The 13,989-nt window shown below is 65.6% G+C and carries 12 protein-coding genes; 6 read left to right on the top strand and 6 right to left on the bottom strand.

The genetic code is table 11. The annotated features are described in order from the left end of the window. Positions 1–61: 61 nt before the first annotated feature. On the top strand, positions 62–550 hold the full coding sequence (locus tag NGM15_RS14065; protein WP_253432183.1) for a hypothetical protein: 489 nt from the start codon (positions 62–64) through the stop codon (positions 548–550). Here NGM15_RS14065 and NGM15_RS14060 read toward each other — a convergent pair whose 3' ends face one another. The 3 genes from NGM15_RS14060 to NGM15_RS14050 all read right to left on the bottom strand — a co-directional run bounded on the left by NGM15_RS14060 (position 551) and on the right by NGM15_RS14050 (position 4,661). Next, complete coding sequence (locus NGM15_RS14060) at positions 551–3,178, bottom strand: GAF domain-containing sensor histidine kinase (protein WP_253432180.1); 2,628 nt, start codon at positions 3,176–3,178, stop codon at positions 551–553. 137 nt (positions 3,179–3,315) lie between these two features. Continuing rightward, a complete protein-coding gene (locus tag NGM15_RS14055; RefSeq protein WP_253432177.1) occupies positions 3,316–4,008 on the bottom strand; it encodes a hypothetical protein in 693 nt (230 codons plus the stop codon). Beyond that, on the bottom strand, positions 4,005–4,661 hold the full coding sequence (locus NGM15_RS14050; RefSeq protein WP_253432174.1) for a hypothetical protein: 657 nt from the start codon (positions 4,659–4,661) through the stop codon (positions 4,005–4,007). The genes NGM15_RS14055 and NGM15_RS14050 overlap by 4 nt, the downstream gene beginning before the upstream one ends. A gap of 342 nt (positions 4,662–5,003) precedes the next feature. Between NGM15_RS14050 and alaS the strand changes: the two genes are divergently transcribed. Together alaS and NGM15_RS14040 are read left to right on the top strand one after the other, a co-directional pair. After that, the gene (gene alaS, locus NGM15_RS14045; RefSeq protein WP_253432171.1) at positions 5,004–7,775 is read left to right on the top strand and encodes an alanine--tRNA ligase; all 2,772 of its coding nucleotides are present in this window, start codon (positions 5,004–5,006) and stop codon (positions 7,773–7,775) included. A gap of 163 nt (positions 7,776–7,938) precedes the next feature. Next, positions 7,939–8,598, top strand: a complete 660-nt coding sequence (locus NGM15_RS14040) for a helix-turn-helix domain-containing protein (RefSeq protein ID WP_253432168.1) — start codon at positions 7,939–7,941, stop codon at positions 8,596–8,598. Between the two features lies 1 nt (position 8,599). On the opposite strand, the gene NGM15_RS14035 is transcribed toward NGM15_RS14040, so the two are convergent. Continuing rightward, positions 8,600–8,989, bottom strand: coding sequence for a hypothetical protein (locus NGM15_RS14035; protein WP_425494450.1), 390 nt, complete (start codon positions 8,987–8,989; stop codon positions 8,600–8,602). Between the two features lie 70 nt (positions 8,990–9,059). Here NGM15_RS14035 and NGM15_RS14030 point away from each other — a divergent pair, with 70 nt between their 5' ends. After that, entirely contained in the window at positions 9,060–10,196 is a 1,137-nt protein-coding gene (locus NGM15_RS14030) for a tRNA (guanine(26)-N(2))-dimethyltransferase (RefSeq protein WP_253432163.1), read from the top strand. Positions 10,197–10,199: 3 nt separating this feature from the next. Here the strand turns inward: NGM15_RS14030 and NGM15_RS14025 are convergent, their stop codons facing one another. Continuing rightward, positions 10,200–10,451, bottom strand: coding sequence for a hypothetical protein (locus tag NGM15_RS14025; protein ID WP_253432160.1), 252 nt, complete (start codon positions 10,449–10,451; stop codon positions 10,200–10,202). 152 nt (positions 10,452–10,603) lie between these two features. Between NGM15_RS14025 and NGM15_RS14020 the strand changes: the two genes are divergently transcribed. Then, on the top strand, positions 10,604–11,917 hold the full coding sequence (locus tag NGM15_RS14020) for a YihY/virulence factor BrkB family protein (protein WP_253438115.1): 1,314 nt from the start codon (positions 10,604–10,606) through the stop codon (positions 11,915–11,917). Between the two features lie 122 nt (positions 11,918–12,039). Here the strand turns inward: NGM15_RS14020 and glnA are convergent, their stop codons facing one another. Then, on the bottom strand, positions 12,040–13,395 hold the full coding sequence (glnA, locus tag NGM15_RS14015; RefSeq protein WP_253438112.1) for a type I glutamate--ammonia ligase: 1,356 nt from the start codon (positions 13,393–13,395) through the stop codon (positions 12,040–12,042). Positions 13,396–13,520: 125 nt separating this feature from the next. Here glnA and lrp point away from each other — a divergent pair, with 125 nt between their 5' ends. Then, on the top strand, positions 13,521–13,979 hold the full coding sequence (gene lrp / locus NGM15_RS14010) for an HTH-type transcriptional regulator Lrp (protein ID WP_253432158.1): 459 nt from the start codon (positions 13,521–13,523) through the stop codon (positions 13,977–13,979). Positions 13,980–13,989: the final 10 nt, after the last annotated feature.

The following is a 13,989-nucleotide window of genomic DNA, read 5'->3' as shown; positions in this document are numbered from 1 at the left end:
CAAGAGCAGACGAGAACACCACGAAACGATTTTGTCGACGACGATTCTCGTCTCGAGCACGATGGTCGATCCCGGCACTGCGATCGTCGGCTTCCTCGGCGTCGGCTGTCTCGCCCTCGCCCTGGCGAGCCTGCGCCACGGCAGCTGGATCCGTCGCGCGTACGGGACGGATCCCGCGAACGACGGGGACGCTCGAGCGAACGCGCTCGTGATGGGCGTCGTCGGCGCGTCGATGCTGGCACTCGCGGTCGCTATCGACCTCGAGTTACCCGAGCGAACCGTCGGAACCGCTGCGATCCTCGGGACGAGCGCGCTCTGTATCGGGCTAGGGTGGGCAGTCCGGCGCTACGACCGCCGAGACCTGCTGACGACGCCAAACGTCGATCGCGAGACCGGAAAGCGACTCGGAACAGCCGCGATGATCTGTGGTGTGTTGGTCCTCCCACTCGCGGGGGCCATCTGGCTCGAGGTTGGTGCCGGACTCGTGGTTCTGCTGGCTGCCGGCTCGGGTCTCGTGTCGTTGCTGGCGATCGGGATCGCCTACCGATAACTACGCCGACGGGTCGCTGCCGTCAGCCGGTGGCTCGAGGTTCGAGCGACGGCCGTGGTCGGTATCACCCGTGGAATCAGTAACTGGTTCCGACGCAGCGTCCTCGGGCGACCCCTTTCGGAACTCGAACTGCGCACCGCCCGCGTCGCTGTCGGTAATCTCGACGGTCCAGCCGTGAGCACGAGCGATCTGGTCGACGATATTCAGCCCGAAGCCGGTCCCGCTGCTGGCGGTCGTGTACCCCGTTTCGAACACCGACTGGCGCGCATCCGGCGGAATGCCGACGCCATCGTCGGCGACGAAGAAGCCGTCCTGGAGGGCTCCGACGGTGATGGTCAGGTCGATCGCGTCGCCGTTTCGTTCCCCGCTGGATTCGCTCGAGCCGTGTTCCACCGAATTTCGAAACAGGTTCTCGAGCGCTTCCCGGAGTCGTGCCCGGTCAGCCTCGATCGACTGGTTCTCCCCGAGTTGCAGCGTCGCCCCGCCGGTGTCGACTGCCGACCAGGCCTTCGTCGCGACGGCGTGGATCTCGAGGGGTTCGGTGTCGTCGATCACGTCGCCGCGTCGCGAGAGAGTGAGCAGGCGCTCGATGAGTTCGTCCATCCGATCGAGCGCATCGTCAATCTCCGCGAGATGGGACTTATCGCCGGTCTCGCCGAGCAACTCGAGGTAGCCCTGGGCGACGTTGAGGGGGTTCCTGAGATCGTGGCTGACGATACTGGCGAACTCGTCCAGGCGCTCGTTCTTCGCCGTGAGCGCGCGTTCGTGGCGCTTCTGGTCGGTGATGTCGGTGTAGATGGCGTACCCCTCGACGCTTCGTTCGCCGGCGGTGAGCGGGACGACGTTGACCAGGAAGTCCCGAACGTCGGTCGCGGTTCGTCGCCGCGTGACGACGCGCAGGGTTTCGCCGGCGAACAGCGCCTCGTTGAGCCGGCGCGCTTCGTCCTCGTATCCCGGTGGGATGATGAAGTCGTCGACGTCCTCGTGCAGAACGGTCCCGGTATCGAACCCGAAGACCTCCTCGAATCGATCGTTGACCGCCCGGACCGTCGGTTCGCCGTCCGAGAGGTGGTACTGGACGGCGGGGTCGGGGACGTTGTCGAACAGCGCCGAGAGCCGATCCCGTTCCTCGACGAGGCTGGCTTCGGCCCGCGCCCTGCCGATGGCTTCGGTCACGTGGGCACACAGGAGTTCCGCCAGTTCGAGATCGACGTCGTCGAAGGCGTGTGATTGCTCGGAGACCGCCTGGAAGACGCCGTACTCTCCGAGGGGTACGGTCATAGCCGACTTGAATCGTTCCAGGCCCTCGATCTCCGGGTCCTCGATCACGACTTCGTCGATGACCGACGGCTCGCCCCGTTGGTAGGTCTCGCCGACGATTCCGTGGTCGAGGGGCACCCTCCTGGCCAATTGCTCGTCCATCGTGTCCGAGTAGGCCTCGGGGACGAGTTCCTCGGTCTCGAGGTCCGCCGAGAGGAAGACGCAGATGTCGAGTTCGAGTACCGTCTCCGTCGTCTCGAGCGCGCGCTCGTAGACCGCCGCCTCGTCGGTCGAGCCGACGATTTTGGTCGTCCCCTCGTGGAGCCTGGTCAGGCGCTTGCGCCGTTCGCGCAACGTCTCTGCAACGCGGAGGCGACTGAGCGTCTGGGCGACGTACGTCACGAGCAACTCGGCGAACTCGAGATCGGACTCGTCGTAGGCGCGTTCTTCTGTCGAGATCGCCTGAAAGACGCCGAACTCCTCGATCGGGACGCTAATCGCCGATCGGTAGCCGTCCTCGTGCGGACGGGCGTCGGGGTGATCCGCCACGTCCTGGAGCAGGAACGAGCGTTGTTCCCGGTAGGTTTTGCCGAGGATTCCCTCCGAGAGATCGTGTGCTCGCGAGATGTCGTCGAATTTGTCCGAGCCGGCGCGAATCACCAACTTCGTCTCGCCGTCTCGCTCTTCGGCTAACGAGATCGACGACGCGTCGAATCCGAGGATGTCTTCTGCCGACTCGATGGCGAGATCGAGGAGGCGTTCCTCGGAGCGACACGCGACGAGTCGAGTGGTCATCCGGTGGAGGCGAGCGACCTTCGGACGGTCGCCACTTTCGTCCACTGTAGCGGTCGCCGTTGTCTGTCGCGGCTGCCGTCCGCACTGCCAGTCGATCTCGTCGGCCAGGTGAATCGCCGAGCCGTCGGTCCGGCGAACGAACCCGTCGATACCCCCGAGGGTGCGGATCGACGTGGAATCGGCGCGCGAGTCGGCGTCGAGGTCGTGGTTCGGATCGGCGTCGGGACCGTAATCGGGATTGGCGCTGGGGTCGTGATCGGGATCGGCACCGTGGCCAGGATCGGCAGCAGGGGCACGGTCAGGATTGCCGTAATAGATGAGCGGCGTTCCAGTACAGGCAGCGGCGACGGCTTCGATCGATGGAGCATCACCGGTCGCGTCCTCCTCGAAGACGACGCACTCTGCAGCGACGACGCGCTCGTCGAGAGCCTGGATCGAATCGACGCACTCGACGGACGACCGCGGGGCCACCCGCCCGAGTTCGCGTTCGAGTTCGAGAACGCCTTCGGACCTGGTCGTATCGGCCGACGGCCCGGCATCGGGTGCAGTTACGTAGAGGACGGTATCGGTCATAGCTAGTGAGGCGGAACGCTGGAAACGACGCTCGAGTTACCGTAGAATGGGCGATATCTAACATATATCTGTGGGTTGTTCAGTGCCGGAATTCTTCGGATCCATCCAGGTGAGATCAGTCGAGACCCCACTCGCTGTCAGACCGACTCGCTCGAGCGAGCGCGATCTACCGACAGCGACCACGCCCACCGTACCCAGTAGAATCCGAGGATCGCGGCAGCGACGATCCAGAGGCCGCCGAACGGGGCGTACCACTCGACCACGTACGCCGGCGCGACGGCGACGAACCGGCCGACGCCCACGACCGCCACGATTGCGAGCGCCGTAACGAACAGAAGCCGATCGACGTCGATCTCGCTCGAGCACCACACCCGAACCGATCCGAGTCGCCGAACGTCGGCGGATACGAGCGCGACGGCGGCCGCGCTCGCGCCGACGGTCAACGCGAGCGCGACGTCCAGGTCGAGGACGTACCCGCCGGCGAGGAGGTCGCCGATGGTCACCGGCACGAGCGGCAGCGTGAACGATAGCGCCGGACCGCCGTTCCAGGCCGCGTAACAGAGCGGAATCAGCAGGATCGTTGGGGTGACGAGCGCGATAGCGATCGTTCTGACGGTGTCGAATCCCACCGTCAGCGAGTCGAGGACGACGTCGTCGATCGTGACGCGTGTGCCGACGTGGCTGATCAGGAACAGTGCGATGAGCCCACACAGGTAGCCGCCGACGGCGACCGTCCGTCGGCGCTCGAGGCCGAGCCAGGGGTGGTCCAGGAGCTCGAGGACGAGGCCAGGCGTCGCTCGCTCGGGGAGGGAAGGGACGTCGGTGCTCACGGGTCCTCCAGGATGAGCGTCGCGCGTCCGTCGTGATCCGGGCCGGACTCGTTGGTCAGATCGATCGCTCCGGGGGAGACCCGCCAGCCGGCGGCGTCGAAGATTGCCTCGATGGTCTCCCGCCCCCGCCGGTAGGAGGCGATGCCGTGTTTCGGGCGAGCGCCGGTGTCCTCGTGGGCCTGCATCGAGACGACGTCCTCGAACGACCAGCACCGGACGTGGCGCCGACCGCTGGCCCCCCAGTAGGTCTGGGCGGCAGTCGCCTGCTGGCGGACGTACGAGTCGGTCGTTCGATTCCACGCGAATCGCGTGTATTCCACCGGATTTCGGACCCATCCCTCCTCGTCCAGGACGGTCATGACGCGCTCGAGGCCCGCCTCGCCGTCCGCAGCGGGTATCAGCACGACGTTGAACGGCGCCGTAGGGACGAACCCGTCGCGCGTCGGTGCGTAGTGATAGCGGCAGACGGGCGTCTCGTCTTCGGTGGTGATTTCCGTGCCGATCCAGTCAACGGCAGCCGTGGGCGGTTCGGTGCCCTCGACCGTGCCGTGAAGTGTGGTCGAGTGCGGGGGTGTCGGGAGGAGGGCGATACCAGTAGCTGTGCCGATACCGGTCAAGCCGATTTTCCGCAGCAGGGACCGTCGCGTCGTCATCGTCGACGTTCGACCTCGTTTACTATTGCAGCCGTAGCCGTGGTTGAGACTGCGACCGTAGCTACAGCCATGGCCGCGACCGTCGTCGACGGACGGGGGAGGGTCGGCCCGTCGCGGCCTCGAGACGGACGTCGTCCGAGTCGAGACACATATTTGATCGCTAACATTATAACGGAAAGTGCAACTGAGAGTACTTATTTATTTCGTGATCTATTCGTCACGCAATAGCCGATTCGAGCGACACGCGGGTCGGACAGATGGGCGTTCCAGGCGCCCAGAGAATGAGCCGTGACACCCGTTGCGCAACTGTTTTACCGCCTGCAGGGCCAGTACGAGGTACGAATGAGTGAACTGGAGGAGGAGTACCGACTCGAGTATTTCGAGGAGGAGGGGTTCGAGCGCAAGGAGTGCCCCTCCTGTGGGGCACATTTCTGGACGCGCGATCACGACCGCGAGACCTGCGGGGAACCGCCCTGTGAGCAGTACGATTTCATCGACGAACCGGGGTTCGCCGAGGAGTACACCCTCGAGGAGATGCGCGAGGCGTTCCTCTCGTTCTTCGAGGACCACGACCACGAGCGCATCGATCCGTACCCGGTGGCGGCCAACCGCTGGCGCGACGACGTCCTGTTGACCCAGGCCTCGATCTACGACTTCCAGCCGCTAGTTACGTCGGGGAAGACGCCGCCGCCGGCGAACCCGCTGACCGTCAGTCAGCCCTGCATCCGGATGCAGGACATCGACAACGTGGGCAAGACGGGCCGGCACACGATGGCCTTCGAGATGATGGCCCACCACGCGTTCAACGTCCGCGAGGACGCCGAGGAAGAGTACGCCTACGAGGGCGAGGTCTACTGGAAGGACCGCACCGTCGAACTCTGTGACGAACTGCTCGACTCCCTGGGCGCAGACATCACCGACGTCACCTACATCGAGGATCCGTGGGTCGGCGGCGGCAACGCCGGGCCCGCCATCGAGGTCATCTACAAGGGCCTCGAGCTGGCCACGCTGGTCTTCATGTGTATGGAACAGGACCCCGACGGCGAGTACGAACTCAAGGACGGGAACACCTACTCGTTCATGGACACCTACATCGTCGACACGGGCTACGGCCTCGAGCGCTGGACCTGGATGAGCCAGGGGACGGCGACGGTCTACGAGGCGATCTATCCCGAGATGATCGACTTCCTCAAAGACAACGCGGGGCTGGAGTACACCGACGAAGAAGCCGACCTCGTCGCCCGGGCAGCGCGGCTCTCGGGCCAGCTCGACATCGACGACGTGGACGACGTCGAGGCCGCCCGCGGGGACATCGCGGACGAACTCGGCGTCGACGTCAGCGGTCTCCGCGACCTCGTCGAGCCCCTCGAACGAATCTACGCCATCGCCGACCACTGCCGGACCCTCGCGTACATGTTCGGCGACGGCATCGTCCCCTCGAACGTCGGCACAGGTTACCTCGCGCGGATGGTGCTCCGCCGAACGAAGCGGCTGTGCGACACGGTCGGTGTCGACGCCCCCCTCGACGAACTCGTCGACATGCAGGCCGAGCGCCTCGGGTACGAGAACCGCGACACCGTCCGGGACATCGTCCGCACCGAGGTCGAGAAGTACCGCGAGACGCTCGAGCGCGGCGGCCGACGGGTCGAAGCCCTCGCTGCGGAGTACGCGAAGAAAGGCGAGTCGATCCCCCTCGAGGAACTGATCGAACTCTACGACAGCCACGGCATCCAGCCCGACATGGTCGAGGAGATCGCCGCCGACGCCGGCGCCGACGTGGCCGTCCCTGACGACTTCTACAGTCTCGTCGCCGACCGCCACGACACGACAACGGTCGAGGAAGCCACCGAGGAGGGCGACGAGCGGTTCGCCGACCTCCCCGAGACCGAGAAACTGTATTACGACGACCAGCAGCGAACCCAGTTCGAGGCGGTCGTCCTCGACGTGTTCGACCGCGAGGAGGGCTACGACGTCGTGCTCGACCAGACGATGTTCTACCCCGAGGGTGGTGGCCAGCCAGCCGATCGGGGCACGCTCTCGAGCGAGGAGAAGACCGTCGACGTGCTCGATGTCCAGATCGAGGACGGCGTCGTCACCCACCGGACCGACGAGGATCCGGGGAAAGGCGAGTTCGTCAAGGGACAGCTCGACGCCCCCCGGCGACGACAGTTGATGCGCCACCACACGGCGACCCACATCGTCATGCACGCCGCCCGGCAGGTGCTCGGCGAGCACGTCCGCCAGGCGGGCGCTCAGAAGGGCGTCGAGTCCTCGCGGGTCGACATCCGTCACTACAACCGAATCTCCCGGGAGGCCGTCAGGCGCATCGAACGCGTCGCCAACGGAATGGTGATGGACAACGTCGCCGTCGACCAGGAGTGGCCCCACCGACACGAGGCCGAGGCCGAACACGGCTTCGACCTCTATCAGGGCGGGATTCCGCCGGGAACGAACATCCGACTCATCCACGTCGCCGAGGACGTCCAGGCCTGCGGCGGTACGCACGTCGCCCGTACCGGCGACATCGGCGTGATCAAGATCCTGACCACCGAGCGCGTCCAGGACGGCGTCGAGCGACTCGTCTTCGCCGCCGGCGACGCGGCTATCGAGTCCACCCAGCGCACCGAGGACGCCCTCTACGGGGCCGCCGAGGCCCTCGACGTCTCCCCCGAGAACGTCCCGGAGACCGCCGAGCGCTTCTTCGAGGAGTGGAAGGCTCGCGGCAAGGAGATCGAGGCCCTGAAAGAACAGCTCGCAACCGCCCGCGCCAGCGGCGGTGGCGGCGGCGAGGAGGTCGAGGTCGGCGAGACGACCGCCGTCGTCCAGCGAATCGACGCCGACATGGACGAACTTCGGGCGACGGCCAACGCCCTCGCGGACGAGGGGAAGATCGCCGTGATAGGTTCCGGCGAGAGCGGCGCGCAGTTCGTCGTCGCGGTCCCCGACGGAGCCGACGTCAACGCCGGCGAGGTCGTCGGCGAACTCGCCTCGCGAGTCGGCGGTGGCGGCGGCGGCCCGGCCGACTTCGCCCAGGGTGGCGGGCCGAACGTCGATGCGCTCGACGAGGCGCTCCAGGACGCGCCCGACGTGCTTCGACAGGTCCTGGACGCCTGAGTCGGAGTCGACGAGTTCCCCCACGGTTACGACGAGGCTGTCCCTCGCAGTTGTCCATGGAGCCGTCTCCGCTGTTGTCCACGGAACCGTCTCCGCTGTTGTCCACGGAACCGTCCAGGTAGGCCAGGGTTTTTTGCCGCCGCTCGTCCCATGACCGACGACGATGGCGCTATTCGCGGAGTTTTACGTGCCGACCGAGGCGTTTGCCCTCCACGAAACGCTCGAGACCGAGGCGGACGCCGTCGTCGAAATCGAGCGCGTCGCCGCCACCGAGGAACTCATTACGCCGTACTTCAGGGTCAGCGGCGTCGATCTTGGCGCCTTCGAATCCGCCGCCGCGGACGATCCGTCAGTCCAGGGACTCACGCGAATCGATCGGTTCCAGGAAACGACTCTGTATCGAGCCGACCTGATCCAGGACGTCGACGCAATCGTCTACGCGTACACGTCGGCGGACGCGACGATTCTCGAGGCCTCGGCCCAGCACGAGCGCTGGGAGCTTCGAATGCGGTTTCCCGACGGCGACGCCCTCTCGCAGTTCAGCACCTACTGTGAGGACCAGGAGATCCCGTTCGAACTCACGCGGCTGTACGATCGGGCCAATCCTCAGTCCAGGACGAAATTCGGCGTCACGGCCAAGCAACACGAGGCGCTGTTGACGGCGTGGAAACGCGGGTACTTCTCCTCGCCGGAGGTCACGCTCGAGGACGTCGCCAGCGAGATGGACATCACGCCACAGGCGCTCTCGAATCGACTGCGGCGGGGCTACGAGTCGCTGATCGAGCACACGATTGCGGTGACGCCGCCCGACGAGGGGGACTAATTCAGAGAAACTCGCGCACGTCGGAGTACCACATGTCGTGGTAGTCGACGTGGCCGACGCGACGGCCGATCGAGACGGCCAGAACGTGCCAGCACAGCGCCGTGGGATCCTCGGGATCGAGGTTAAACTCGCTGTCCTTGCAGGTACAGCCGCCGTCCTCGACGACGTACTCGTCCTCGTAACCCACGACGACGGTGAAATCCCGGTAGACCTTGACCCGCCCCTCCGCGACGGCCTCGATGGCCCGCACCCCGCGGTCGCCGTGCAGGCGGGAGATGCGCTCGACGATCGAGGGGGAGAGTTCGCCGGCCTCCTCGAGGTCGGCCTGCCAGCGCTCGACGGGATCGGCGTTCGACTCGGGCACGTCGGGTACTCTCTGTCGGACCGTCATATCGGTTTGGGTGTCCGGGCGGGAACGTGGAAATCACACCGTTTTTCGCCCCCCACCGTCGAGAACGGGTATGCGCGTGACGGAGGGTGGCGTCGAGTTCGAGGTTCCCGGCGAACAGACCGAAGGTGTCGAGGAGTCGGTGTTCTACAACCCCCGCCAGGAGCTGAATCGGGACCTGACGATAGCGACGCTGCGAGCGTTCCGCGAACGCCAGCCACGAGCACGGCGCTACCTGGACGCCATGACTGCCAGCGGCGTCCGCGGCCTCCGGGCGGCGGTCGACGGCTGGGACGTCACCTGCTGTGACCGCGAGCCGGACGCCGTGGACCTCGCCAGCGAGAACCTCGAGCGCGCCGGCTTCGAACTCGGGGTCGACGCCGAGGTCGTCCACCGGAACGTCACCGCCCTGATGCACGACGCCGTCTTCGACGTGATCGACCTCGATCCATACGGCACGCCGATGCCGTTTGCCGACGCGGCGTTCGCCCGGTGTCGCCACCTCGTCTGCGTCACTGCGACCGACACCGCGCCGCTGTGTGGCGCACACTTCAGAAGCGGGATTCGCTCCTACGGCGCCGTCCCTCGAAATACGGAGTACCACACCGAAATGGGCGTCCGGACCCTGCTCTCGGGGCTCACCCGGAGTGCCGCCCGGTTCGACGTCGGCGTCACCCCGATCCTCACGCACGCGACCAGCCACTACGTCCGCACGTTCCTCGAACTCGACCGGAAGCCGACCGCAGCGGATGCCAGCCTCGAGGAACTGGGTTTCCTGATCCACTGCGAGGACTGCCTGTACCGCGAGGACGCGTTCGGGCTAGCGCCCGATGCGGATCTCCCGCTTCGCACGTGCCCCAACTGCGACGGCTCCCGACTGCTAGCGGCCGGCCCGCTCTGGCTCGGTCCGGTTCGCGATCGTGAGTTCGTCGCCGACGTTCGCGACCGAATCCCGGACGAGTTCGGGACCGCCGAGACGGGACGGGCGCTCCTGGAGACGCTCACGACCGAACTCGACGAACCGACTTACTACGACCAGCACAAGCTCTGCAAGAACTGGGGGCTACCCGCTAACGCGATGGCCGACTTCCTGGCCGATCTCGAGTCGGCGGGGTACGCGACCTCGAAGACCCACTACGGCGGAACGACGTTCAAGACGGACGCCCACGTGGGCGAGATTCTCGAGGCGACGAGGGCGAGTCTGGAGTGAGCGTCAGGCCTCGAGATTCCCGTCTGCGTCCCCATTCGCGTCCGCGTCTCCATCTGCATCCGTGGCCGCGTACAGCCGAACGAGACCACACTCCGGACAGCACACCGCCTCGAGTTTCGTCGTCGACTCGAGGCCAAGTTTACCGAGCACGCCGTCGTGCTTGCCGCCGTCGATCCGGAGCCCGTAGCCGCTGCCGGTCCGGACCGTCGTCTCCTCCATCGTCACGGCACAGTCGGGACACCGACGCTGAATCATGTTGCTTTCTTTTGGAGTTTGGACGATAGGTCTGGTGGATGTCGACCGCAAATCGACCGCTCCACGGAGGTGATTCGACAGCCCAACAGCGCGACGTGTCGCGGGACACACTCGTCCGCAGGGCTATTACCCTCGCCGAGGAAGACCCACCCGTGATCGACCGTCGCCGCACGATTCAGCTCACCTATCGCATCCTCTCGCTCGCACGGGCGGAACAACTGACGCTGCTGTCGGCAGCCGTCGCGTTCTACGCCTTCCTCTCCCTCGTGCCGCTATCGCTGCTATCCCTCGGCGTGGCAGCGTCCATCGGCGGCGAGCCGCTGGCGACCCGGGTGGCCGAAATCTCCGAAGACGTACTGACCCCCACCGCCCGGCAAATCCTCGCAGAGACGCTCCTGGACGAAACGGGCCGACAGGGGGCGACGGCCATCGGTGCCGTCGGCCTCATCTGGGGCGCTAGTCGTGTCCTTCACGGCCTCGACCAGATGTTCTCGGCCGTCTACGGCACTGTGCGATCGTCCTCGCTACTGAACACCCTCTGGGACTCGATGATCGTCCTGCTGGCTGCCACGCTCGGCTTCAGCGCGGTCACCGTCCTCGAGGTCGCCGTCGAGTTCGTTCCCGGGTTCTCCGTCGGCCCCCTCGGCCCGGTGTTCGTCCTGATCAGCCTCCTCGCCGCGTTCTTCCCGATGTACGTCGTCTTTCCGGACGTCCCGGTGAGCCTCAAGGAGGCCGCACCGGGGGCGATCATCGCCACGGTCGGCTGGTTCGCGCTCGGACAGGTGTTCTCGCTCTACACCGCGTTCGTGGGCGGGTACAGCGTCTACGGCGTCCTCGGCGCCGTCTTGCTCGTGCTCATCTGGCTCTACGTCGGCGCCGCGATCGTCGTCTTCGGCGTCGTGGTCAACGCCGTCCTCGCCGGAATTGACGTGGATCGGCAGCTACAAAGTCACGGGCCACGACAGGTATCCACAGAAGCGATGTCCGAGGACGCCACTGGAGCCGACGAGCGAGACGGGCCAGCACGGGGGGCGAGCGAGTCGCAATCACGATCACGCTCACGAGAGCGCGGGGAATCCAGGACCCGCGACCGAGCGGACGATCCCGCCGCCCTTCGCGAGGAACTCCGACAGCTCGAGGATCGGCTGGAGTCCTTCGAGACCTCCGTCGAGGATCGAACCGTCCGGCGGCAGTCCCTCGAGTCCGACCTCAAGCAGTACGTCCGTCGCCGCGTTCGCCGAGGTCACGCCCACGGCTGGGGGCCCTACCTCGTCTTGTTGTACGGCACCGCGATGACACTGGGCGCGTTCTACTTCCTCGACGGCCCGTGGGCCGTCCTGGCGATGCTCGTCGTCTGGACGTCGACGCTGGGCGTCTACGTGCTGATGGTGCTGTTCGGCGCCGGCATCTCCGCGCTCGGTCTTCCAGGACGGCTCCGCAACCGGGTCTCGGAGTGGCGCTCCTGAGCGGGGTCGAGGGCTCGAGGAGCAACCGATTGGACGACCGGACGCTCCTCTCGTCGGCACTATCCGACAGCACGAAGAAGAACGAAAACAGCGAGCGATGCGGGCATTGATCCAGTGAAGCGCTAGAACGTCTCGAGGTACCGATCGAGTTCCCACTCGGAGACGTCCACCAGGTACTCCTCATACTCCTGGCGCTTCGCCTTAACGAACTTCGGCCCGACGTGGTCGCCGAGGGCGTCGTAGATGACTTCGTCGTCCTCGAGGGCGTCGACCGCCTCGCCGAGGTTTTCCGGGAGCGTCTCGATGCCGTACTCCTCGCGTTTCTCCTCGTCGAACTCGTAGATGTTCTCCCGGACGGGGTCGTCTGCCTCGAGGTCCTTCTCGATACCGTCGAGACCCGCGTGGATCATGACCGCCAGCGCAAGGTAGGGGTTGCACGAGGGGTCGGGCGAACGCAGTTCGATGCGAGAGGCCGCCGGCACGCGAGCGGCCGGCTTGCGGATGAGCGCCGAACGGTTGCGGTCGGACCAGGCCACGTAAACGGGCGCCTCGTAGCCGGGCACCAGCCGCTTGTAGCTGTTGACGATCGGGTTCGCGATGGCCGTGATCGCCGGGGCGTGCTCGAGGACGCCCGCGAGGAACGACTTCGCCGTACTCGAGAGGTTGAACTCGTCGTCGCCGTCGTGGAACGCGTTCTCGCCGTCCTCGGTGAACAGCGAGATGTGGGTGTGCATCCCGGAGCCGTTGATCCGCGGGATCGGCTTCGGCATGAACGTCGCGTGGTAGCCGTGCTGGGCCGCGATGGCGCGCACGACCGTTCGGAAGGTGCCGACGTTGTCGGCCGTAGTGAGCGCGTCGTCGTACTCGAAGTTGATCTCGTGTTGGCCCTCGGCGACCTCGTGGTGGCTCGCCTCGACCTCGAAGCCCATGCTCTCGAGGCCGTAGATGATGTCCCGACGGACGTCGCTCGCGAGGTCCTTTGGCGCGAGGTCGAAGTAACCGCCAGCGTCGTTCGTCTCGGTCGTCGCGCCGCCTTCCTCGTCCTCCTCGAACAGGAAGAACTCGGGTTCGGGTGCGGCGTTGATCGAGTAGCCGAGGTCCTGGGCGCGGTCGATCGCCTGCTTCAGAATGTAGCGCGGGTCGCCCTCGAAGGGCTCGCCGGTGGAGGTGTTGTAGACGTCACAGATCATCCGCGCCGAGGCGCTCTCGCCGCTCTGTCTCCACGGGAGGATGGCGAACGTGTCCGGGTCGGGCACGAGGCGCATGTCCGACTCCTGGATCCGCACGAAGCCTTCGATCGAGGAGCCGTCGAAGTAGATTCCCTCGGTGAACGCCTTCTCGGCCTGGCGGGCCGGGACGGCGACGTTTTTGACGACGCCGAGGATGTCGGTGAACTGGAGCCGGAGGAAATCGACGCCTTTCTCCTCGATTTCGTCCAGCACCGCCTGTTCGGTCGGGGTAATGTTTCCGCTTGTCATCTTCTCGTCGTTCTCCCCAACGAGGTCCACTACTAAAATCCTGCTGTTGTGAGCAAATACCCCGTCTCTCGATCGAAATTGGTTATTCGTAAAGTTCTAATGGGCGGGGTGAGTTGGTGAACGTGATGACGTACGAAAATCTCGACGCAAAGCTAGTGAATGCACTTCTGGGCGACGGACGGGCGAGCCTCCGCAGCCTCGCCGAGGACCTCGACGTCTCCGTGACCACCGTCTCGAACCACCTCTCTGCGCTCGAGGACGACGGCGTGATTCACGGCTACACCCCGAAGATTGACTACGACGCCCTCGACTACGACGTCACGGCCATCATCCAGTTGAAAGTCGAGGGGAACGCCCTCCCCGACATCACCGAGACGCTCGAGGAGCACAAGCAGATGATCTCCGTCTACGAGGTCACCGGCGACTACGACGTCATCGCCGTCGGCAAGTTCACTGACACCGACGGGATGAACGACCAGATCAAGGCCCTCCTCACCGATCCCGACATCAAGGAGTCGAACACGAGCGTCGTCCTCAACGCCGTCTCCGAGAACGAGCAGTTCGAACTCGAGATCGACGAGTAGCGCCCCGAGG

Origin of the sequence: Natronosalvus halobius (assembly GCF_024138145.1) — an archaeon.
Taxonomy (GTDB): Archaea; Halobacteriota; Halobacteria; order Halobacteriales; family Natrialbaceae; genus Natronosalvus; species Natronosalvus halobius.
The sequence above is the reverse complement of the archived record's forward strand: the minus strand, read 5'-3'. Positions and strand labels throughout refer to the sequence as shown.

Excerpts from the sequence above, each read along its gene's own strand:
- lrp (WP_253432158.1), top strand. The coding sequence starts at position 13,521 with ATGACGTACGAAAATCTCGACGCAAAGCTAGTGAATGCACTTCTGGGC.
- NGM15_RS14050 (WP_253432174.1), bottom strand. The coding sequence starts at position 4,661 with ATGACGACGCGACGGTCCCTGCTGCGGAAAATCGGCTTGACCGGTATC.
- glnA (WP_253438112.1), bottom strand. The coding sequence starts at position 13,395 with ATGACAAGCGGAAACATTACCCCGACCGAACAGGCGGTGCTGGACGAA.
- NGM15_RS14040 (WP_253432168.1), top strand. The coding sequence starts at position 7,939 with ATGGCGCTATTCGCGGAGTTTTACGTGCCGACCGAGGCGTTTGCCCTC.
- NGM15_RS14060 (WP_253432180.1), bottom strand. The coding sequence starts at position 3,178 with ATGACCGATACCGTCCTCTACGTAACTGCACCCGATGCCGGGCCGTCG.
- NGM15_RS14065 (WP_253432183.1), top strand. The coding sequence starts at position 62 with ATGGTCGATCCCGGCACTGCGATCGTCGGCTTCCTCGGCGTCGGCTGT.
- alaS (WP_253432171.1), top strand. The coding sequence starts at position 5,004 with ATGAGTGAACTGGAGGAGGAGTACCGACTCGAGTATTTCGAGGAGGAG.
- NGM15_RS14025 (WP_253432160.1), bottom strand. The coding sequence starts at position 10,451 with ATGATTCAGCGTCGGTGTCCCGACTGTGCCGTGACGATGGAGGAGACG.
- NGM15_RS14035 (WP_425494450.1), bottom strand. The coding sequence starts at position 8,989 with ATGACGGTCCGACAGAGAGTACCCGACGTGCCCGAGTCGAACGCCGAT.
- NGM15_RS14030 (WP_253432163.1), top strand. The coding sequence starts at position 9,060 with ATGCGCGTGACGGAGGGTGGCGTCGAGTTCGAGGTTCCCGGCGAACAG.